Raw genomic sequence first — 21,239 nt, 5'->3', positions numbered from 1 at the left:
ATTGGCGCTTTGGGTAGAAGGGGCGGGACGAGAAGTCTCCCACGGTCTGTACTGGTCAGAGTCAGAATCGAGTCTGTAGTCCCGCCCACCCCTTCAAGTCTAAACATACAAGCGAGCCTGCTCGCGATGCGTTGACGTCTTACGCCGTTGCCAATGAGCCACGCTGCGAAACACTCAAGAATCGCAACAGCGCCAGCAGCGGGAACGCGCTACCGACAATCACGATCCACAACCAGCCGCCATGCTCATACACCGCACTGGCGACCGACGAGCCGAAGGCGCCGCCGATGAAGATGCTGGTCATGTACAGCGCATTCAGGCGACCACGGCTTTTGGCGTCCAGCGAGTAGACCGCGCGCTGGCCGAGGACCATGTTCATCTGTACGCAGAAGTCCAGTACCACGCCGGTCACGGCCAGGCCGATGACGCTGTAGGCCGGATGAATGAACGCCGGCAGAAAGCTCAGGCTGGCGAACAGCATGGCCAGCAGTGAAGCGATGCGGGTGTGGCCGGCGTCAGCCAGGCGGCCGCTGATCGGCGCGGCGATGGCACCGATGGCGCCGACCAGGGCGAAGATCGCGATCTCGCTTTGCGACAGACCGTGGTTGCGCGCCAGTTCCAGCGGCACCGCGGTCCAGAACAGACTGAAGGTGGCGAACATGCAGCCCTGATAAAACGCTCGCTGACGCAGCACCGGTTGCTGGCGCAGCAGCGTCCACAGCGAGCCGATCAGTTGGCCGTATGTAGCGCTGTGATCCGGTTGACGCTTGGGCACGGTCAACGCCAGCACCACGCTGATCGCCGCCATCAACGCCGCAGCAATCATGAACATCGCGCGCCAGCCGAAATGGTCAGCCACTACGCTCGACACCGGTCGCGCCAGCAGGATGCCCAACAGCAGGCCGCCCATGATCCCGCCGACCACCCGGCCCCGGGATTCTTCCGGCGCCAGATGCGCGGCCAGCGGAATCAGGATCTGTACCGACACCGAACTGAAACCCACCAGCAACGAGATCAGCAGGAACACATTCGGCTGACTGGTGAACGCCGCGCCGAGCAGGCTGGCAATCGCCACCACGGTGGTGATGATCATCAGCCGGCGGTTCTCCAGCAGGTCGCCCAGCGGCACCAGAAAGAACAGGCCCAGCGCATAACCGATCTGCGTCAGCGAGACGATGAAGCTGGCCATGGTGTCGGAGAGACCGATGTCCGGCGCGATCAGGCCGATGATCGGCTGCGCGTAGTAGATGTTGGCGACGATCGCGCCGCAGCAGAAGGCGAACAGCAGCACCATGCCTCGGGTCATTGCGTGAGTTGTGGCGTTCATAAGGTTTCTCGATCCAGCGAAAGGGAATGCGGTGAGGCTAAGGGACGCACCGGAGCGGCGGTAGAAGCCTTGTATCGATAGCAGTTATTCCGTTGCGGAATAATTGGCTTCAGCGGCGGTGTCGTCCATCGGCGAACCTTGCGTCCGGCCGGGGAGGGCAGATGATACATTCACTTACATCTTCTTCGATAGCGTGCTTATGTTTACCGCTGCGCTTTTACTGTTCATCACCGGAGGATTGCCATGTTGCGCCAGCTGCTGCGTCACACCACCACGATTGCCTTGATCGGCTTGCTCAGTGCCAATGCGGTGCAGGCCGCTGATGCCCCGGGTACGCGGCTCGGCGTGCGCGGCGAGATCACCGGGGTCAGCGCCGACTCGCTGAAAGTCCACGTCAATAGCGGCGAGAACGTGGTGATCCGGTTGAACCCGGACACCAAGGTTCGCGCCGTCACCCTGGCCAATATCGAGGACATCAAGCCCGGCAGCTACATCGGTTCGGCCGCCATGCCGCAGGAGGATGGCACGCTCAAGGCAATGGAAGTGCACGTATTCCCACCGGAACTGGCCGGCAGCGGTGACGGCCATCGGCCCTTTGATCTGGCCAAGGGCAGCAGCATGACCAATGGCAGCGTCGGCGATCTAGTGGTGAGCAATGGACGGGTGCTGACCGTCAACTACAAGGGCGGGCAGCAGAAGATCCTGGTGCCGGAGGATGTACCGATCGTCAATCTGACGCCGGGGGATCGGAGTTTGCTCAAGGTTGGGGTGAAGATTGTCAGCTTCGTCACCCAGGACGGCGACGGCACATTAACGGCGCAATCGATTTCCGCCGGCAAGGATGGCGTCACGCCGCCGATGTAAAAGCCCCTCACCCTAACCCTCTCCCGGAGGGAGAGGGAACTGATTGGGGGATGCTGAAGCAATACGCTGACCTGAAACTCCGTTGCCGAATCCATAATCTATAAGGTCTTTCAGGTCGATGTAACTCGCCAGGCACCTCGGCCGGCCCCCTCTCCCTCCGGGAGAGGGCTGGGGTGAGGGCAAAACTGCCATGAAAAAGGCGACCACTGAGGGTCGCCTTTTTCATGTCCGCCAAATCTTACTGGCTGTAGATCTGATCAAAGATCCCGCCATCATTGAAGTGAGTCTTCTGCACCGAACGCCAGTCGCCGAAGGTCTTTTCCACCGACAGGAAGTCGACTTTCGGGAAACGGTCGGTGTACTTCGCCAGCACCGCCGGATCCCGTGGGCGCAGGTAGTTGGCGGCGGCGATTTCCTGGCCTTCCGGCGACCACAGGTACTTCAGGTATTCATCGGCGGCGGCGCGGGTGCCTTTCTTGTCGACCACTTTGTCGACCACCGACACCGGTGGCTCGGCTTCGGCGGAGACGCTTGGGTAGATCACTTCGAACTGATCGCGACCGAATTCGCGAGCGATCATCTCGGCCTCGTTCTCGAAGGTCACCAGCACGTCGCCGATCTGGTTGGTCATGAACGTGGTGGTCGCGGCGCGGCCACCGGTATCGAGCACCGGCGCTTGCTTGAACAGTTTGCCGACGAAGTCCTTGGCCTTGTTCTCGTCACCGCCGTTCTTCAGCACGTAGCCCCAGGCCGAGAGGTAGGTGTAGCGGCCATTGCCCGAAGTTTTCGGGTTCGGCACGATCACCTGCACGCCGTCCTTGAGCAGGTCGGGCCAGTCTTTCAGGGCTTTCGGGTTGCCTTTGCGCACGATGAACACCGTGGCCGAGGTGAACGGCGCGCTGTTGTTCGGCAGGCGGGTGACCCAGTTCTCCGGCACCAGTTTGCCGTTGTCGGCGAGGGCGTTGATGTCGGTCGCCATGTTCATGGTGATGACATCAGCCGGCAGACCGTCGATCACCGAACGCGCCTGCTTGCTCGAACCGCCAAAGGACATCTGCACTGTGATGTTTTCGTTATGCTCGGCCTGCCAGTGTTTCTGGAACGCAGTGTTGTAGTCCTTGTAGAAATCGCGCATCACGTCATAGGAGACGTTGAGCAGGGTCGGTGCGGCTTGAGCCACGCTGCCAAAGGCAAGACCGGCGGCGAGAAGTGAGGCGCCAAAGAGTTTTTTCACTGCGCATTCCTTGTTTTGTTTTGTGTAGGAGCTGCCGCAGGCTGCGATCTTTTGATCTTGTTTTTAGAAGATCAGGATCAAAAGATCGCAGCCTGCGGCAGCTCCTACAGGGGGTGATGTTTAATTGCCACTGACTATAACGGGGCACGCATAGTCGTTTAAAGATTAAAAAGCTCTGTGCTTATTCCAATTTCTTGAACAGTTGATTACCGCACCGTGAGCAGAACGCCGCGCCATGTTCATGGCTGTTTTTCTTGCACACCGGGCAGTCGTGCTGCAGTTGTTCGCCGCGCATGGCGTTGGCCAGTTCTGCAGTGAAAATCCCGGTGGGCACGGCGATGATCGAGTAACCGGTGATCATCACCAGCGAGGAAATCACCTGGCCCAGCGGAGTCTTGGGCACGATGTCGCCGAAGCCGACGGTGGTCAGGGTCACGATAGCCCAATAGATGCCTTTGGGGATGCTGGTGAAGCCATGTTCCGGGCCTTCGATCACGTACATCAGGGTGCCGAACACCGTCACCAGGGTGCAGACGCTGACCAGAAACACCACGATCTTCTGCTTGCTGCCGCGCAGCGCCGACATCAAATAGTTGGCCTGCTTGAGGTACGGGCTGAGCTTGAGCACGCGAAAGATCCGCAGCATGCGGATGATGCGGATGATCAGCAGGTACTGCGCATCGCTGTAATACAGCGCGAGGATCCCGGGCACGATCGCCAGCAGATCCACCAGTCCGTAGAAACTGAAGGCGTAGCGCAACGGTTTCGGTGAGCAGTACAGGCGCAGGATGTATTCACCGAGAAAGATCACGGTGAAGCCCCACTCGATGTAGGCCAGCACATCGGCGTAGTTCTGGTGAATGCTGTCGATGCTGTCGAGCATCACCACCACCAGGCTGGCAAGGATGATCAACAGCAAGGTGCCGTCGAAGCGCCGCCCGGCGAGGGTGTCGCTCTGGAAAATCATCACGTAAAGCCGTTCACGCCAACTGTTGCTGCTGTCCATGGATAACGCCTGAATTGAAGATCAGCGCAGCCTAGGTTGATTGTCCCCCTGTGCGCAAGGCGTGGCGTCGACGGCCGCTTTGCCGAGCATCTGGATCCCGGCGCGGATCAGCCAGCCGGCGAGGATGAACGGCGCGGTCAGCGTCGCCAGGCCCATGGCAGCAAACAGCGGCGTGACCAGCAGCGCAAGGACGATGCCCACCAGCGGCAGCCACGGTTGTTGGCGCTGCGAACTGAAGGCGAGGGCGGCGAGCACCGCGTTGTAACTGCCCAGCCCCAGCAGCGCAGCAGCGGTTTCGTGGTGCAGCAGACTGGATGCGAGACTGATGGCCGACGCCAGCAATGCCCAGCAGAACGCCCGGCGATCAGCGACCAACAGGCCAATGCCGATCAATGCGCCGGCCAGCGGATGACCGAGGAACATCACTTGGCCCAACCCACGCAGTTCAGCGGCGAGCAGGTTCAGCGTGTTCATCTCGATGTGCGCCATCGGCGCGGACGGTTCGGCGAACAGCAACAGGATCCAGCTGATGGCCACGAACGGCGAGGTGTAAGCCGGTATGGAACGGCTGCGATACACATGCTTGAGCCACTGCTGAGTGACCATCGCACTGAGGCCGCCAGCCGCCAGAATCAGCGGCGGCAGCAGCGGTGACCAGGGGAAATACAGGCTCAGCAACAAGCCGAGCAGCACGCCGTTGTAGCTGAACAATCCGGCCTGACGATCCGCCTTGGCATAGTTGCGCCGTTGCGCGGTGAGCAATCCGGCGACGGCACCGAGCAACGCGCCGGCAAACAGTACCGGCGCGGTGAGCAGGATCGCCAGCAGGCACAATAGGCCGCACAGCGGATGGCGCTGGAGGAATATCTGACTGAAACCGTTGAGCAAAGCCTCGGCCCAGTCGGGGCAGTGGGTGTTGAAATGATTGGCAGGCATGTTGAAAAAATCTGGGCAGTTGGACAATCAAAGGGTCTTGCCAATAACCGTGGCGAGGGAGCTTGCTCCCGCTGGGTCGCGAAGCGGCCCCAAAATGGGTTAATGCGGCTCTTCTGTGAAAACCGTCATGCCCTAAAAGCGACGACTGCTTTGCAGCCGGGCGGGAGCAAGCTCCCTCGCCACAGGTTTTGTATTGCTAGTCAGATCAGTGTTTCGATCCGCAGCGAATTAGTCGATCCCGGCTGCCCGAACGGCACACCGGCGGTGATCAGCAGCGTATCGCCGCGCTCGGCCATGCCCTGTGCCTGAGCGATTTCCAGCGCCGTCGAACACACTTCATCAACCTGACGCAGGCGATCATTGACCACCGAGTGAATACCCCACGCCACGCTCAAGCGCCGTGCCGTCTGCAGGTTCGGCGTCAGGTTGAGGATCGGCGCTTTCGGCCGTTCCCGCGCGGCACGTAATGTCGAGGCGCCCGATTCGCTGTAGTTGACCAGCACCGCCACTGGCAGCACGTTGCTGATGCGGCGGATCGCGCAACTGATCGCATCGGATACGGTCGCCTCGGCTTTCGGTCGGCTGACGTCGAGTTGGGTCTGATAGTCCGGACCGTTCTCCACCTGACGGATGATCTTGCTCATCATCTGCACGGCTTCCAGTGGGTATTCGCCGGAGGCGGTTTCGGCCGAGAGCATCACCGCATCCGCGCCTTCGGCCACGGCGTTGGCGACGTCGGTGACTTCGGCGCGGGTCGGTGCCGGGGAGAAACGCATCGATTCGAGCATCTGCGTCGCCACCACCACCGGTTTACCCAGTTCGCGGCAGGTGCTGATGATGTTCTTCTGAATTTGCGGCACGCTTTCCGCCGGCACTTCCACACCGAGATCGCCGCGAGCGACCATGATCGCGTCGCTCAACTGGGCGATTTCGCGCAGTTGCTCAACCGCCGATGGCTTCTCGATTTTCGCCATCAGGAACGCCTTGTCGCCGATCAGCTCGCGGGCTTCGAGAATGTCTTGCGGGCGCTGCACGAACGACAGCGCCACCCAATCCACACCCAGCTCCAGACCGAAGCTCAGGTCGCGGCGATCCTTGGCCGTCAGTGGGCTGAGGTCGAGCACCGCTTGCGGCACGTTCACGCCTTTGCGGTCTGACAGTTCGCCGCCATTGAGCACGGTGGTGTCGATCGCGTCGGTGTATTTGCTGACCACACGCAGGCGCAGTTTGCCGTCATCCAGCAGCAGATCCATGCCCGTTTCGAGCGCGGCGATGATCTCCGGGTGCGGCAGATTCACTCGGCGTTCATCACCCGGTGTGGCGTCCAGATCGAGGCGAAACGCCTGACCGCGATGCAGCTGCACCTTGCCGTCGGCGAACTTGCCGACGCGCAGTTTCGGCCCCTGCAAATCCATCAGGATGCCCAGCGGATAGTTGAGCTGGCGCTCGACTTCGCGGATCCACTGATAGCGCTTGGCGTGGTCGGCGTGATCGCCGTGGCTGAAGTTCAGGCGGAAGATGTTGACCCCGGCCTCGACCAGTTCACGGATGTCTTCGATGCCATCGACGGCAGGCCCGAGGGTGGCGAGGATTTTGACCTTTTTATCAGGCGTCATGATTTGCAGTTCTCAAGGATCAGGATGGCGCGGAAGTCGTTGACGTTGGTGCGGGTCGGCTCGGTGACGATCAGCGCGTCGAGCGCCTCGAAGTAGCCGTAACCGTTGTTGTTATCCAGCTCGTCGCTGGCGCTCAAACCGAGGGCGGCGGCGCGGGCGTAGCTGTCCGGGGTCATGATCGCGCCGGCGTTGTCTTCCGAGCCGTCGATGCCGTCGGTGTCACCGGCCAGCGCGTAGACGCCGGGCTGGCCCTTGAGGCTGTCGGTGAGGCTAAGGAGGAATTCGGCGTTGCGCCCGCCGCGACCATTGCCGCGCACGGTCACCGTGGTTTCGCCGCCGGACAGAATCACGCACGGCGCAGCGAGTGGCTGCCCATGATTGATGATCTGCCGAGCGATGCCGGCGTGGACTTTCGCCACTTCGCGGGATTCACCTTCGAGGTCGCCGAGGATCAGCGTGCTGAAACCGGCCTGACGGCATTTCACCGCCGCGGCATCCAGCGATTGCTGCGGGCGGGCGATCAGCTGGAAGTGGCTGCGGGCCAGGCTCGGATCACCGGGTTTGACGGTTTCCGATTCCGGACTTTGCAGCCAGTTGCGTACCGAGGCCGGGACTTCAATGCCGTAGCGCTTGAGGATCGCCAGCGCTTCGGCGGAGGTGCTCGGGTCGGCCACGGTCGGGCCGGAGGCGATGACCGTGGCGAGGTCGCCCGGCACATCGGAAATCGCGTAGGTGTAAACCGTGGCAGGCCAGCAGGCCTTGCCCAGGCGTCCGCCTTTGATCGCCGAGAGGTGCTTGCGCACGCAGTTCATCTCGCCGATGGTCGCGCCGGATTTGAGCAGGGCTTTGTTGATCGACTGCTTGTCGGCGAGGGTGATGCCTTCGGCCGGCAGGGCGAGCAGGGCAGAGCCGCCACCGGACAGCAGGAAGATCACGCGGTCGTCTTCGCTCAGGTTGCTGACCAGTTCCAGCACGCGTTTGGCCACGGCCAGACCGGCAGCGTCCGGCACCGGGTGCGCGGCTTCGACCACTTCGATTTTTTCGCACGGAGCGCCGTGACCGTAACGGGTCACCACCAGACCGGAGACTTCACCCTGCCAGCTGCGCTCGACCACTTGCGCCATGGCAGCGGCGGCCTTGCCAGCACCGATGACGATTACCCGACCCGTGCGATCGGCAGGCAGATGGGCTTCGAGGACTTGGTTCGGATGGGCCGCGTCTATGGCTGTGGCAAACAGCTCGCGCAGCAGTTGTTGCGGATCGACCGACATGGCGGGCTCCCGGAATTCTTGTTATTGGGATGGAACGACAACGGTGCAGCAACGCGATCCTTGTGGGAGCTGGCTTGCCAGCGATTCAGGCGCCGCGGTCATTCAGACGGACCGAGTCGATGCCATCGCGGGCAAGCCCGCTCCCACAGGGAGCGAGCCAGAAGCGCAGATTATTTCTTGTCGCGAATCGAGAAGTTGGCCATGTGTTCCAGACCCTTGATCAGCGCCGAGTGGTCCCAGTTGCTGCCACCGATGGCCGCGCAGGTGCTGAACACTTGCTGGGCGTTGGCGGTGTTCGGCAGGTTGATGTTCAGCTCCTTGGCGCCTTGCAGGGCCAGGTTCAGGTCCTTCTGGTGCAGGCTGATGCGGAAGCCTGGATCGAAAGTACCCTTGATCATGCGCTCGCCGTGCACTTCGAGGATCTTCGACGAAGCGAAACCGCCCATCAGCGCCTCACGCACCTTGGCCGGATCAGCACCGTTTTTCGAGGCGAACAGCAGGGCTTCCGCCACGGCCTGAATGTTCAGCGCGACGATGATCTGGTTCGCCACTTTCGCGGTCTGACCGTCGCCATTGCCACCGACCAGGGTGATGTTCTTGCCCATGGCCTGGAACAGCGGCAGGGCGCGTTCGAAGGCATCGGCGTCGCCACCGACCATGATGCTCAGGGTCGCCGCCTTGGCGCCGACTTCACCGCCGGATACCGGGGCGTCGAGGTATTGCGCGCCTTTTTCGTTGATCTTCTTGGCGAAAGCCTTGGTGGCGGTCGGCGAGATCGAGCTCATGTCGATCACCACTTTGCCTTTGCCGATGCCGGCGGCAATGCCGTCAGCGCGGAACAGCACGTCATCGACCTGTGGGGTGTCCGGCACCATGACGATGATGAATTCGGCTTCCTGCGCCACTTCGCGCGGGTTGGCCAGGGCGACGGCGCCAGCGGCGACCAGATCGGCCGGGGCGGCGTCGTGGTGCGCCGACAGGAACAGGCTGTGACCGGCTTTCTGCAGGTTCGAAGCCATTGGGTGGCCCATGATGCCGGTGCCGATAAATCCGATTTTAGCCATGAGAAAATCCTCTTGTTTTTATGTAGCCAGATAATGGGCCTGGCACACCTTGTGGCGAGGGAGCTTGCTCCCGCTGGGGGGCGAAGCACCCCTAAAACCATCCATCGCGGTGTATCAGGCAAAACCGGTGTGCAGGGTTTACGACTGCTTCGCAGCCGGGCGGGAGCAAGCTCCCTCGCCACAAGGGTTTTGCAGTGTTCGTCAGATCGCGTTGTGGGTTTTCAGCCAGCCCAGACCGGCTTCAGTGGTGGTCAGCGGCTTGTACTCGCAACCCACCCATCCCTGATAACCAATGCGATCCAGGTGTTCGAACAGGAAGCGGTAGTTGATCTCGCCGGTACCCGGCTCGTTGCGCCCCGGGTTGTCCGCGAGCTGCACGTGGTTGATCTCGGCCAGGTGCGATTGCAGGGTGCGGGCCAGATCGCCTTCCATGATTTGCATGTGGTAGATGTCGTATTGCAGGAACAGATTGGCGCTGCCGACCTGCTCGCGAATCGACAGGGCTTGCGCCGTGTTGTTCAGGTAGAAACCCGGGATGTCGCGGGTGTTGATCGCTTCCATCACCAGTTTGATACCGGCCGCCTGCAGCTTGTCGGCCGCATACTTGAGGTTGGCGACGAAGGTCTTCTCAACGGTTGCGTCATCAATACCCTGCGGACGAATACCGGCCAGGCAGTTGACCTGGGTGTTGCCCAGCACTTGCGCGTAGGCAATCGCCAGATCGACCCCGGCGCGGAACTCTTCGACCCGGTCCGGCAGACACGCGATACCGCGCTCGCCTTTGGCCCAGTCACCGGCCGGCAGGTTGAACAGCACTTGGGTCAGACCGTTGGCATCGAGCTTTGCCTTGATTTCGGCGGAGCTGAAGTCGTACGGGAACAGGTATTCCACACCACTGAAACCGGCCTTGGCGGCGGCGTCGAAACGGGCAAGGAAATCCTGTTCGGTGAACAGCATGGACAGGTTGGCTGCGAAACGCGGCATGGTGGTCTCCCGTAAATCTTGTGAGGTTCCCCTTGTAGGAGCGAGCCTGTGTGGCGAGGGAGCTTGCTCCCGCTGGGGCGCGCAGCGGCCCCAAAAGCGTTACGACTGCTTCGCAGCCGAGCGGGAGCAAGCTCCCTCGCCACATGGCTAGCTCCCACAGGGAGAGCGGTCAGCAGTTAATCGAGCAGCGAAATCGCCGTTGGCGCGTCGTTGCCGACCAGCGCCAGGTCTTCGAATTCGTTGACGGCGTTGATCTCGGTCCCCATGGAGATGTTGGTTACACGCTCCAGGATGATTTCGACGATCACCGGCACCTTGAACTCTTCGATCAGCTCTTCGGCCTTGCGCAGGGCAGGGGCGATGTCCGCTGGTTCGAACACACGCAGTGCCTTGCAGCCCAGGCCTTCGGCGACTGCGACGTGGTCGACACCGTAACCGTTGAGTTCCGGCGCGTTCAGGTTATCGAAGGACAGCTGCACGCAGTAGTCCATTTCGAACCCGCGCTGGGCCTGACGGATCAGGCCCAGGTACGAGTTGTTCACCACGACGTGGATGTAAGGCAGTTTGAACTGAGCGCCGACCGCCAGTTCCTCGATCATGAACTGGAAGTCATAGTCCCCCGACAGGGCCACGACTTTACGGTTCGGATCGGCCTTGACCACGCCCAGCGCTGCCGGAATGGTCCAGCCCAGAGGGCCGGCCTGACCGCAGTTGATCCAGTGACGCGGCTTGTAGACGTGCAGGAACTGCGCGCCGGCAATCTGCGACAGACCGATGGTGCTGACGTAGCAGGTGTCTTTGCCGAACACCTGGTTCATTTCTTCGTAAACGCGCTGCGGCTTGACCGGCACGTTGTCGAAGTGGGTCTTGCGCTGCAGGCTGGCCTTGCGCTGCTGGCAATCCTGCAGCCAGGCGCTGCGGTTTTTCAGCTTGCCGGCGGCTTGCCATTCACGGGCGACTTCGATGAACACGGTCAGCGCCGCAGCGGCGTCGGAAACGATGCCCAGGTCCGGAGTGAACACGCGGCCGATCTGCGTGCCTTCGATGTCGACGTGAATGAACTTGCGCCCTTCGGTGTAGACGTCGACCGAACCGGTGTGACGGTTGGCCCAACGGTTACCGATGCCCAGCACCACGTCGGACTTGAGCATCGTGGCGTTGCCGTAACGGTGCGACGTCTGCAGACCGACCATGCCGACCATCAGCGGGTGATCGTCAGGGATGGTGCCCCAGCCCATCAGGGTCGGGATCACCGGAATACCGGTCAGCTCGGCGAACTCCACCAGCAGATCGCTGGCGTCGGCGTTGATGATGCCGCCACCGGCCACCAGCAATGGGCGCTCGGCCTGATCCAGCAAAGCCAGCGCCTTCTCGACCTGAACGCGGGTCGCGGTCGGTTTGGCCAGCGGCAGTGGCTGGTAAGCGTCGATGTCGAATTCGATTTCAGCCATCTGCACGTCGAACGGCAGGTCGATCAGCACCGGGCCTGGACGACCGGAGCGCATTTCGTAGAAGGCTTTCTGAAACGCGTAAGGCACCTGGCCCGGCTCCAGAACCGTGGTCGCCCACTTGGTGACGGGCTTGACGATGCTGGTGATGTCGACGGCCTGGAAATCTTCCTTGTGCATACGGGCGCGGGGTGCCTGGCCGGTAATGCAGAGGATCGGAATCGAGTCGGCCGAGGCGCTGTAGAGCCCGGTGACCATGTCGGTACCGGCCGGGCCGGACGTACCGATGCACACGCCGATGTTGCCGGCCTTGGTGCGGGTGTAACCCTCGGCCATGTGCGACGCGCCTTCGACGTGGCGAGCGAGGACGTGATCGATGCCACCGACTTTTTTCAGTGCGGAGTACAGCGGGTTGATCGCAGCACCCGGAATGCCAAAAGCGGTATCAACCCCTTCACGGCGCATCACCAGAACGGCGGCTTCGATTGCTCTCATTTTGCTCATGGTTTTGTGCCTCTTTACGTTTTGTAATTGTATACAAGTGGCTTTGCGCAGAGTGTATTCACGGCGGACGGCGCAGGTCAATCCATTTTCTCAAGCGCCTGTTTCATTCGTCGGAAGCCGTTTCTACTGTGGCTTTTCGTCGCATGTGGCGCTTTTCGAGAATTATTGTATACAAAAAAATAATTCATTGTGTTCTATTTGTGGCATCGGGCTGCGGCACAAACGCGCAGCCCCACGACTTTCCCAATAACAAAATGAGGACGGCACCATGAGCGCTTTAACCTTGAAAGTCGCAGTCAACCTGGTCAACCAGGCCATCAGCACCGGGCGCGGCATCAACGCTGCGCCGCTGACCATCGCGGTACTCGATACCGGCGGCCACCTGATCACCCTGCAACGCGAAGACGGCGCCAGCCTGCTGCGCCCGAACATCGCCATCGGCAAGGCCTGGGGCGCCATCGCCCTGGGCAAGGGCTCACGCCTGCTGGCGCTGGACGCGCAACAACGCCCGGCCTTCATCGCCGCACTCAACAGCATGGGCCAGGGCAGCGTCGTCCCGGCCCCGGGCGGGGTGTTGATCCGTGATCAGGCGGGGAATGTGCTGGGCGCGATCGGGATCAGCGGCGATCTGTCGGATATTGATGAGCAGGTGGCGATCAAAGCGGTGGAGGCGCTGGATTTAAGGGCGGATGCGGGGGTGGCGGCTTGATCTGTAGCGTCTGATCGAAAGTCATCGCTGGCAAGCCAGCTCCCACAAGGTTTTGTATTGGGCAACGAGTTGTGAACGACACAAACCACTGTGGGAGCTGGCTTGCCAGCGATGGCGGCCCGACTGACACATCGTGATAAAAGACTGCCCCGTCCAAATCGATCGCTGCGGTCTAGCCTTCTGATGAACTCATCATGAAGGGGCAATGTATTGCCTGATCTTCCCGCTTCTCATCGTCTGCGAACCGGCCGCTACGCCGAAGCCAATCGAACCTATCTACTGACAACCAACACACTTCATCGCGAGCCGATCTTTGCTGACTTCGCTTTGGGCAGATTGGTTGTTCGTCAATTCCGGCGGGCACAAGAGCTTGGGCTGGCAAAGTCACTGGCGTGGGTGGTCATGCCTGACCATTTTCATTGGCTCGTTGAGCTGGAAAACTGTTCGCTCAGAAGGCTGATGGGTGAAACCAAGTCGCTGATAACCAAAGAAGTGAATTTATCCATCGGCCGTAGCGGGCCGCTCTGGCAGCAGGGTTTCCATGACCGTGCATTGAGGCGGGAAGATGATCTGGTGAAGATGGCGCGCTATGTAGTGGCCAATCCATTGCGGGCAGGATTGGTGGAAAGGCTCGGTGATTACCCGCTGTGGGATGCCATCTGGGTTTGATCTGATACTGAGTTGCCGCCATCGCTGGCAAGCCAGCTCCCACAGGTTCTTGTGTTGAACACAAATTTTGCGAACGAAACAGATCCTTGTGGGAGCTGGCTTGCCAGCGATAAGGGCACCACGTTCCTACTGATCCGGCTCACACCCCTTCAACACCAACCGGATAATCGTCTGCGCCGCCGCCTCGTAATCCGCCTCGTCGAGCTTGTCCTTGCCGGTGACCGCAGAGATCTGCCAGTCGAAGTCGGCATAGGTCTGGGTGGCGGCCCAGATGCTGAACATCAGGTGGTTGGGGTCGATCGGGGCGATCTGGCCGCGGTCGATCCAGCTCTGGATGCAGTCGATGTTGTGCTTGGCCTGGCTGTTGAGCTGCTCCACCAGATCGGCGCTCAGATGCGGGGCGCCGTGCATGATTTCGCTGGCGAACACCTTGGAGGCGAAGGGTAGGTCGCGGGAGATGCGGATCTTGGAGCGGATGTAGCCGCTGAGCACTTCGCTCGGCACGCCGTCCGGGTTGAACGGGGTCGAAGCCTGCAGGATCGGCACGATGATGCTTTCTAGGACCTCGCGGTAGAGGTTTTCCTTGGACTTGAAGTAGTAGTAGACGTTGGGCTTGGGCAATCCCGCCTTGGCGGCGATGTCGCTGGTTTTGGTCGCAGCGAAGCCCTTGTCGGCAAACTCCTCACTGGCGGCACGCAGGATCAGTTCTTTGTTGCGCTCGCGGATTGTGCTCATAAACCCGGTGGTTCCTTGCCTGTTCTGGCGGTTGCGCATGGTAGCACCGGCCTCGCGCGTGGCTCAAGAATGCCCCGTGTGGCCCGCAGTCGCGGTATGCTGCGCGGCATTATTCACATAAGGAAACATGATTCATGGCAGGAAGCAGTTTGCTGGTGCTGATCGACGATATTGCCACCGTTCTGGATGACGTGGCGTTGATGAGCAAAATGGCCGCCAAGAAGACCGCCGGCGTACTCGGCGATGACCTGGCGCTCAATGCCCAGCAAGTCTCCGGGGTGCGCGCCGAGCGGGAAATTCCCGTGGTCTGGGCAGTGGCCAAGGGCTCGTTCCTCAATAAACTGATTCTGGTGCCGTCGGCGCTGGCGATCAGTGCGTTCGTGCCGTGGCTGGTGACGCCGCTGTTGATGGTCGGCGGCGCGTACCTGTGCTTCGAAGGCTTCGAGAAACTTGCGCACAAGTTCCTGCACAGCAAGGCCGAAGATGTTGCCGACCACGCGCAACTGAGCGCGGCGGTGGCTGAGCCGAGCACCGATCTGGTGGCTTACGAGAAGGACAAGATCAAAGGCGCGATCCGCACCGATTTCATCCTCTCGGCGGAAATCATCGCCATCACCCTCGGCACCGTGGCCGACGCTTCGCTGACCCAGCAAGTGATCGTCATGTCGGGCATCGCCATCGTCATGACCGTCGGTGTTTATGGCCTGGTGGCCGGCATCGTCAAGCTCGACGATCTGGGCCTGTGGCTGACGCAGAAATCCGGCTCGGCAGCAAAAAGCATCGGCAACGCGATCCTGCGTGCCGCGCCGTACATGATGAAGGGCCTGTCGGTGATCGGCACGGCGGCGATGTTCCTCGTCGGCGGCGGCATCCTGACTCACGGCATTCCTGTGCTGCATCACTGGATTGAAAGTGTCGGTGCGGCGGCAGGTAGCGCCGGTTTTGCGGTGCCTGTGCTGCTCAATGGTGTGGCGGGGATTATCGCCGGTGCAGTGGTGCTGGCGGTGGTGTCGGTGGTCGGCAAGATCTGGCGCACGATCAAAGGCTGAACACAGTTCTTTGTAGGAGTGAGCCTGCTCGCGATGAGGTCGTGTCAGTCACCTTTCATGTGTCTGATACACCGCTATCGCGAGCAGGCTCACTCCTACAGTTTGATCTAGGTTGTGCCATGAAAAAAGGGCCATTCGACTCGCATCGAATGGCCCTTTTTTGTTGTCGCTGAGGTTACTCGGCAATCTGCAGCTTGCGCGACTCGGTGTAGACGTAGCGCACTTTTTCGTACTCGAACGGCGAGTTCATCTGGCCGTAGCGGAAGTTGGTCTGGTAGCGCTTGTCGACCGCGCGCAGGGCCCAGATTTCCGGGTGGTTGGAGCTGACTTCCGACACGTTCAGGTAGTTGATCGCCGATTCGGCGGTGTAGTCCACGGCCAGGCCGGCGGTGTCGCGAATGTTCGACGGGCCGAGGATCGGCAAGACGAAGTAGGCACCGCCCGGTACGCCGTAGAAGCCCAGGGTCTGGCCGAAGTCTTCGCTCTGGCGCGGCAGGCCCATGGCGGTGGCCGGGTCCCACAGACCGGCGATGCCGATGGTGGTGTTGAGCAGCAGGCGTGCGGTGGTTTCCATTGAACGCTTGCCCTTGAACTGCAGCAGGCTGTTGACCAGGTTCGGCACATCGCCAAGGTTGTTGAAGAAGTTGCTCACGCCGGTGCGCAGGAAGCTTGGCGTCACGTAGCGATAGCCGTCGACCACCGGCAGGAACACCCATTGGTCGAAGCGGTAGTTGAAGTGGTAGACGCGGCGGTTCCACGATTCAAGCGGGTCATAGACGTTGAGCGCGTTGAGCGTCGAGCGCTCGAACTCGCGCTGGTCCAGCCCCGGGTTGAACTTGAGTTTGGACAGCGGCTCCTTGAAGCCATCGCTGTCGACCACCACCGGCGCGTTGGCTTTGCTGTTGTCGGCCTGGGCCACGCCTGCACTGAGGAGCGCTGCAATCAGCAGGAGATATTTAGCCACGGAAGAACTCCAGCATGGCGTCGCTGTTGACGCGGTAGTTAAGGTTGCCGCAATGGCCGCCCAGTGGGTAAACGGTCAGGCGATCGCCAAAGGTCTTGCGCAGGAAACCGAGGTCGCCCGGGCCGAGGATCACGTCGTCGGCGTTGTGCATGACGGCGATTTTCGGGCTGTCGTGCAGGTAATCCTTGAGTGCGTACAGGCTGACCTGGTCGATCAGTTGCAGCAGGCTGCCGCCGTCAGTGCGCGCGCGCCACATCGGGATCACCTGTTCGGTCAGGTAGCAGTCGAAGTCGCATTGCAGCGCACGCTTGAGGAACGGCGTGAGGCTGGTGCCTTCGGTGATCGGGAATTTCGGCGGAGTGATCAGGCCACGACGGTTGATCAGGTCGGAGGTGAAGGCAATGTCGGCCGCCGAGAAGCGGAACGAGGTGCCGATCAGCATCGCCATCTGTTCGTTGGTCAGATGCTGTTTCGACTGTTGGAAGTCGTAGAGCAAGGCGTCATTGAGGTCGATGTAGCCTTTCTGCTGGAAGTAGCGGGTCAGTTTGTTCAGCACCAGTTCATAGAACGTGGTGCTGTTGTTGATGCCTTTCACCTCGGTCTGCACCAGCTTGTCGAGGTTGGTGATCGAGGTGTAGAGATTGACCGGCGGGTTGAGCAGCAGGACTTTCTTGAAGTTGAAGCTGCGTCGGGTCTCGTCCAGATGCGCGACGAACGCGGCGTCTAGGGCACCGAGACTGTAGCCGCTGAGGTAGTACTCGGTGACCGGCAGTTTCGGATGCTGCGCGCGCACGGCCTGCATCACCCGGTACATGTCTTCGGCGTCTTCCTTGGTGATGCCCGGGGTGGCGAAGCGTGAAGCGGCGCTGATGAAGTCGAAGCTGGTGGGCGACGACAACTGCACGACGTGGTAGCCGGCCTTGTAGTAGAGCTTCTTCAGGTATTCGTTGAGCGTGCTGTCAAAGCGCGCACCGGTGCCGGCGATCAGGAAGATCAGCGGCGCCGGTTTGTCCTGCTCGGCGATGCGGTAGGTGAGTTTTTTCACCGCCCAGAAATTGTCCGGGAGGATGAAGGCCCGTTCCGGGCGCAGGGTGATGCTGTGGTCGGACTGATTGATCTCGTCGTTCGACGGCAATTCCGGACGCAGGTCCGGTGGCGTGGTGGCGATGGTCGCCTCGAACGGGTTGGTCAGGGGATAGCCATAACTGGCGGCATCGATATCCACCGCCAGTGCGGACGCACTCAGAATAAGGCCGCTGAACAGCGCGGCGAAGCGCAAGGAACGGAGCATGACTGGATCCCTTAAAGGAAGGTGCCGAATGAAGTTCGCAGGCTATGACCACCGGGCTTGCGCCAAAGTGCCATGCCTCGGCACCAAACAGGCAGAATTCGGAGTAATAGTAGCTGGACGATACACTTTGCAAGGCGCGGATGACCAGTTAACAGTTGTTAGTGCTTGCCAATGCGTGCGGGCAGATTAAGCTGGCCGCCGATTTCGTTGATTGGAGAGTTTCATGTCCCGCCGCTTGCCCGTGATTCTGTTGCTCGTGCTGTTGCCGCTGTGGCTGGCCGCCAGTTATGGCGCGCGTTATGGCTTCATGGAGGACGGACAGTGGGTCGGCATCTGCGTCGATGAGGCGAGCCGCTGGGAATGCGCGGTGCGCTCGAACCTGGGGCTGATGATTCACTTCAAGGTGCTGGGCTGGACTGCGCTGGGCGCAGCGCTGCTCGGTTTTGTGCTGCCGGGGCGGGCAGGGTGGTGGCTGGCGGTGCTGGCGCTGGTGTTCGGGTTGCCGGCGCTGGCGTTGTACAACACCACTTTGGCGGTATTTGCCGTGGTGATTGGCGGGTTGCGGTTGGTCAGAGCGTCTCGTAGCGCCTGACAGTCAGTCATCGCGGGCAAACCCGCTCCCACAGGGTTTTGGGTGAACACAACATGTATGTACGACCCGAAAACCTGTGGGAGCTGGCTTGCCAGCGATGAGGCCGGCTCAGGTGCTGAAGATCATCCCTTGCGAATCCGCAAGCAGCGCCACAACGCAGCGACCATCAACCCGCTGACCAACGCCCAACCCCATGCCTGCTGATTGAACAAGCCTTCTACATACAGCTGCGGCGCAATGCCGGCACCGATGATGAAGGTCAGCAGGGCGATTTCCCGGCGCGGCACGTTGACCGGACGGCACACGTACACCAGCCCCGGCAGAATGAACGCCATGCTGGCAAAACTGCGATAACGCGCATCGAAGACCATCTCCAGCATCATCACCGCCGCCGCAAAACCGGCCAGCGCAACCAGCCAGCCGGCACGGCGCTCCAGCAGATTGAACGCCCTTTCACGCCATCCCTGACGGTTGCTCATGGTCAGCGCGGCATGCGCCAGCACCAACAGATTCAACGCCGTCAGCAAGCCGACCCACAACCATTCGCTGGCAAACCGTGTAGTCACCCGCGCCAGGTCACCCCAAGCGCCGATCGAGCAGGCGGCAACTGCCGCAAGCAGGGGCAGAACCAACGCCGATCGGGTGGTACGCACCCGGCCGCCGAGCAGCAGCGTGCCGAGGAAAATCAGCCCGCCAACTGCGAGCCATTCCTTCCAGTACGGTACGTTGCTCACCGGCCCGGCAAGCACGCCCTTGTCCTGACGATCGGCATCGAATAGGCCCCAGTAACCGCCGACCGCACCTTCGCTGCCACGTTTCCATGGCTGGTCGAACGCTTCGATCAGGTTGTAATGCCAGCCTTCCTTCTCGGCCATCGCGACAAAACCACGAATGAACTTGGCCTCATTGACCCGACTCGGCAGGGCGGTCTCACGCTGGCGGCCTTCGCTGGGCCAGCCGGTTTCGCCGATCATCACGTCTTTGGGCGCGAATTTGTTGCCGAACACCTGACGCACATCCGCCACATGTTGCAGGGCGACATCGATATTCGACGGATCATCTTCCCAGTACGGCAGCAAGTGAATAGTCAGAAAATCCACCGCCGGCGCGACTTCCGGGTGCTTGAGCCAGAATTCCCAGACATCGGCATAGGTGACCGGTTGCTTCACCTGGCTTTTGACCTTGTTGATCAGCTTCGCCAGTTGTGCGCCGGTGACTTCCTTGCGCAGCAAGGCCTCGTTACCGACGATCACCGCGCTGACCACATCCGGGTTGGCGTTGGCCGAGGCGATCAACAGGTCGACTTCTTTTGCGGTGTCCACCGGGTTGCTGTTGACCCAGGCGCCGATCATCAATTTCAAACCGTGCTTGCGCGCCAGATCCGGCAGCGCTTCGAGGCCGGTCATCGAATAGGTGCGGATGCATTCGAAACGCGTCGCCAGCAGCGCGAGGTCGGCGTCCATGCGTTCCGGGCGCAGTTTGAACGGCACGTCGAACGGCGACTGATCCTTGTCGAACGGCGTGTAGGAGGCGCATTGCAACTTGTGCGTCGGGGTCGCGGCGTCCGGCAGGATAACCGGTTTGCCGAGGCCGTACCAGAAGCCGCCAAGGGCAAACAGGCCGAGCAGGCAGGCGAAGAGATAAGGAACAAACGGGAAGCGGGAAGTCGCGGACATGGTCAGGCCGAGTGGCTGCAAAGCGACGCATGTTACCTGCATTTATCTGCGGGTTGGTGGCCTGCATGATTTGCACATGCAAAGTTCGGGCGGATTGTCTGGCGCCAATTATTCAGAGGTGATTAATGGCCTTCTGATGTCGTTTCTCGTTGTCTTGAGGTCGCTGCCAGAGCAGGTCGCGTTGGGCGTCAGGCCGATGATCGAAAGCGTCAGTACCCTTATAGAAAAGACGACTGATGTTCGGATGAGTTTGCGGTCAGGCGTGATGGGGGCGCTGTGCACCATAACAATACGTTGACGATGCCCGGCATCCGTCGGGCGCAGCATTTCGGGGAAGTAAACGATGAAGATGCGACGACTTTTAGGCGCAGGTGCCGCTCTGGTGCTTGCGATGAGTTCCACTTTCGCCAGCGCTGAAAAACAGACCCTGAACATCGGTTACGTTGACGGCTGGTCCGACAGCGTCGCGACCACTCACGTGGCCGCCGAAGTGATCAAACAGAAACTTGGCTACGACGTGAAACTGCAGGCCGTCGCCACCGGGATCATGTGGCAGGGCGTGGCCACCGGCAAACTCGACGCGATGCTCTCGGCCTGGCTGCCGGTTACCCACGGCGAATACTGGGCGAAGAACAAGGATCTGGTCGTCGATTACGGCCCGAACTTCAAGGATGCGAAAATCGGCCTGATCGTGCCGGAGTACGTCAAAGCGAAATCGATCGAAGATCTTAAAACCGATGACAGCTTCAAAAACCGCATCGTCGGCATCGACGCCGGTTCAGGCGTAATGCTCAAAACCGATCAGGCGATCAAGGATTACGGCCTCGACAAATATACGCTCAAGGCCAGTTCCGGCGCCGGCATGATTGCCGAGCTGACCCGTGCCGAGAAGAAGAACGAATCGATCGCTGTCACCGGTTGGGTGCCGCACTGGATGTTCGCCAAGTGGAAACTGCGCTTCCTCGACGACCCGAAAGGCGTATACGGCGCGGCTGAAACCGTGAACAGCATCGGCAGCAAAGAGCTGGACGCCAAGGCTCCGGAAGTCGCCAAGTTCCTGAAGAACTTCCAGTGGGCGTCGAAAGACGAAATCGGCGAAGTCATGCTGGCCATCCAGGACGGCGCCAAGCCTGAAGCGGCGGCCAAGGATTGGGTCGCCAAGCACCCGGATCGCGTGGCTGACTGGACCAAATAACCCCGCCCAACGCAGCTCCCCTGTAGGAGTGAGCCTGCTCGCGATAGCGTCCTTTCAGTTGATACAAATGTCGACTGATACAACGCCATCGCGAGCAGGCTCACT

Annotated in this window: 20 protein-coding genes; 6 read left to right on the top strand and 14 right to left on the bottom strand. The window is 60.8% G+C overall.

Annotated features, from left to right (window positions below):
• Positions 1 to 139: 139 nt before the first annotated feature.
• Positions 140 to 1,327, bottom strand: coding sequence for an MFS transporter (locus ACU680_RS26540; protein ID WP_400762046.1), 1,188 nt, complete (start codon positions 1,325 to 1,327; stop codon positions 140 to 142).
• Between the two features lie 243 nt (positions 1,328 to 1,570).
• On the opposite strand from ACU680_RS26540, the gene ACU680_RS26535 reads away from it, so the two are divergent.
• Positions 1,571 to 2,191 carry a hypothetical protein gene (locus ACU680_RS26535; RefSeq protein WP_448180971.1) on the top strand — a complete coding sequence of 207 codons (621 nt, stop codon included), beginning with the start codon at positions 1,571 to 1,573 and terminating at the stop codon, positions 2,189 to 2,191.
• Between the two features lie 238 nt (positions 2,192 to 2,429).
• Here the strand turns inward: ACU680_RS26535 and ACU680_RS26530 are convergent, their stop codons facing one another.
• From ACU680_RS26530 to gcl, 8 genes are all read right to left on the bottom strand, one after another.
• A complete protein-coding gene (locus ACU680_RS26530; RefSeq protein ID WP_007961659.1) occupies positions 2,430 to 3,425 on the bottom strand; it encodes a sulfate ABC transporter substrate-binding protein in 996 nt (331 codons plus the stop codon).
• Positions 3,426 to 3,606: 181 nt separating this feature from the next.
• Positions 3,607 to 4,431, bottom strand: a complete 825-nt coding sequence (locus ACU680_RS26525) for an ion transporter (protein ID WP_448180970.1) — start codon at positions 4,429 to 4,431, stop codon at positions 3,607 to 3,609.
• A gap of 21 nt (positions 4,432 to 4,452) precedes the next feature.
• Positions 4,453 to 5,367 carry an urea transporter gene (locus tag ACU680_RS26520; RefSeq protein ID WP_448180969.1) on the bottom strand — a complete coding sequence of 305 codons (915 nt, stop codon included), beginning with the start codon at positions 5,365 to 5,367 and terminating at the stop codon, positions 4,453 to 4,455.
• A 200-nt stretch (positions 5,368 to 5,567) separates the two neighbouring features.
• Complete coding sequence (gene pyk / locus ACU680_RS26515; protein ID WP_448180968.1) at positions 5,568 to 6,983, bottom strand: pyruvate kinase; 1,416 nt, start codon at positions 6,981 to 6,983, stop codon at positions 5,568 to 5,570.
• Positions 6,980 to 8,254: a glycerate kinase type-2 family protein gene (locus tag ACU680_RS26510; protein ID WP_448180967.1), complete on the bottom strand. Its 1,275-nt coding sequence runs from the start codon at positions 8,252 to 8,254 to the stop codon at positions 6,980 to 6,982. The genes pyk and ACU680_RS26510 overlap by 4 nt, the downstream gene beginning before the upstream one ends.
• Positions 8,255 to 8,424: 170 nt before the next feature.
• Positions 8,425 to 9,318, bottom strand: coding sequence for a 2-hydroxy-3-oxopropionate reductase (locus ACU680_RS26505; RefSeq protein ID WP_007961653.1), 894 nt, complete (start codon positions 9,316 to 9,318; stop codon positions 8,425 to 8,427).
• 201 nt (positions 9,319 to 9,519) lie between these two features.
• Positions 9,520 to 10,302 carry a hydroxypyruvate isomerase gene (hyi, locus tag ACU680_RS26500; RefSeq protein WP_448180966.1) on the bottom strand — a complete coding sequence of 261 codons (783 nt, stop codon included), beginning with the start codon at positions 10,300 to 10,302 and terminating at the stop codon, positions 9,520 to 9,522.
• 176 nt (positions 10,303 to 10,478) lie between these two features.
• On the bottom strand, positions 10,479 to 12,254 hold the full coding sequence (gcl, locus tag ACU680_RS26495; protein WP_108590493.1) for a glyoxylate carboligase: 1,776 nt from the start codon (positions 12,252 to 12,254) through the stop codon (positions 10,479 to 10,481).
• Positions 12,255 to 12,522: 268 nt separating this feature from the next.
• Here gcl and ACU680_RS26490 point away from each other — a divergent pair, with 268 nt between their 5' ends.
• Both ACU680_RS26490 and ACU680_RS26485 read left to right on the top strand, forming a co-directional pair.
• The gene (locus ACU680_RS26490) at positions 12,523 to 12,963 is read left to right on the top strand and encodes a GlcG/HbpS family heme-binding protein (protein WP_003222968.1); all 441 of its coding nucleotides are present in this window, start codon (positions 12,523 to 12,525) and stop codon (positions 12,961 to 12,963) included.
• A gap of 210 nt (positions 12,964 to 13,173) precedes the next feature.
• A complete protein-coding gene (locus ACU680_RS26485; protein ID WP_448180965.1) occupies positions 13,174 to 13,632 on the top strand; it encodes an REP-associated tyrosine transposase in 459 nt (152 codons plus the stop codon).
• Positions 13,633 to 13,758: 126 nt separating this feature from the next.
• Here the strand turns inward: ACU680_RS26485 and ACU680_RS26480 are convergent, their stop codons facing one another.
• Positions 13,759 to 14,367, bottom strand: coding sequence for a TetR/AcrR family transcriptional regulator (locus tag ACU680_RS26480; protein WP_034151540.1), 609 nt, complete (start codon positions 14,365 to 14,367; stop codon positions 13,759 to 13,761).
• Between the two features lie 134 nt (positions 14,368 to 14,501).
• Here ACU680_RS26480 and ACU680_RS26475 point away from each other — a divergent pair, with 134 nt between their 5' ends.
• Positions 14,502 to 15,416: a DUF808 domain-containing protein gene (locus ACU680_RS26475; protein ID WP_448180964.1), complete on the top strand. Its 915-nt coding sequence runs from the start codon at positions 14,502 to 14,504 to the stop codon at positions 15,414 to 15,416.
• A gap of 175 nt (positions 15,417 to 15,591) precedes the next feature.
• Here ACU680_RS26475 and ACU680_RS26470 read toward each other — a convergent pair whose 3' ends face one another.
• Both ACU680_RS26470 and ACU680_RS26465 read right to left on the bottom strand, forming a co-directional pair.
• Positions 15,592 to 16,380 (bottom strand): MlaA family lipoprotein, encoded by a 789-nt coding sequence (locus ACU680_RS26470; protein ID WP_007969640.1) that lies wholly within the window; start codon positions 16,378 to 16,380, stop codon positions 15,592 to 15,594.
• Positions 16,373 to 17,671, bottom strand: coding sequence for a serine protein kinase PrkA (locus ACU680_RS26465; RefSeq protein ID WP_007969641.1), 1,299 nt, complete (start codon positions 17,669 to 17,671; stop codon positions 16,373 to 16,375). The genes ACU680_RS26470 and ACU680_RS26465 overlap by 8 nt, the downstream gene beginning before the upstream one ends.
• 223 nt (positions 17,672 to 17,894) lie before the next feature.
• On the opposite strand from ACU680_RS26465, the gene ACU680_RS26460 reads away from it, so the two are divergent.
• The gene (locus ACU680_RS26460; protein WP_007969642.1) at positions 17,895 to 18,263 is read left to right on the top strand and encodes a hypothetical protein; all 369 of its coding nucleotides are present in this window, start codon (positions 17,895 to 17,897) and stop codon (positions 18,261 to 18,263) included.
• 122 nt (positions 18,264 to 18,385) lie between these two features.
• Here the strand turns inward: ACU680_RS26460 and ACU680_RS26455 are convergent, their stop codons facing one another.
• Both ACU680_RS26455 and ACU680_RS26450 read right to left on the bottom strand, forming a co-directional pair.
• Positions 18,386 to 19,981: a glycoside hydrolase family 17 protein gene (locus ACU680_RS26455; protein ID WP_448180963.1), complete on the bottom strand. Its 1,596-nt coding sequence runs from the start codon at positions 19,979 to 19,981 to the stop codon at positions 18,386 to 18,388.
• Between the two features lie 66 nt (positions 19,982 to 20,047).
• Positions 20,048 to 20,341 (bottom strand): hypothetical protein, encoded by a 294-nt coding sequence (locus tag ACU680_RS26450; protein ID WP_448180972.1) that lies wholly within the window; start codon positions 20,339 to 20,341, stop codon positions 20,048 to 20,050.
• On the opposite strand from ACU680_RS26450, the gene ACU680_RS26445 reads away from it, so the two are divergent.
• A complete protein-coding gene (locus ACU680_RS26445) occupies positions 20,283 to 21,134 on the top strand; it encodes a glycine betaine ABC transporter substrate-binding protein (RefSeq protein ID WP_003222989.1) in 852 nt (283 codons plus the stop codon). The genes ACU680_RS26450 and ACU680_RS26445 overlap by 59 nt on opposite strands.
• The last annotated feature ends 105 nt before the right edge of the window (positions 21,135 to 21,239 follow it).

The sequence above is a fragment of the Pseudomonas sp. LF020 genome, assembly GCF_053456425.1.
The sequence above is the reverse complement of the archived record's forward strand: the minus strand, read 5'-3'. Positions and strand labels throughout refer to the sequence as shown.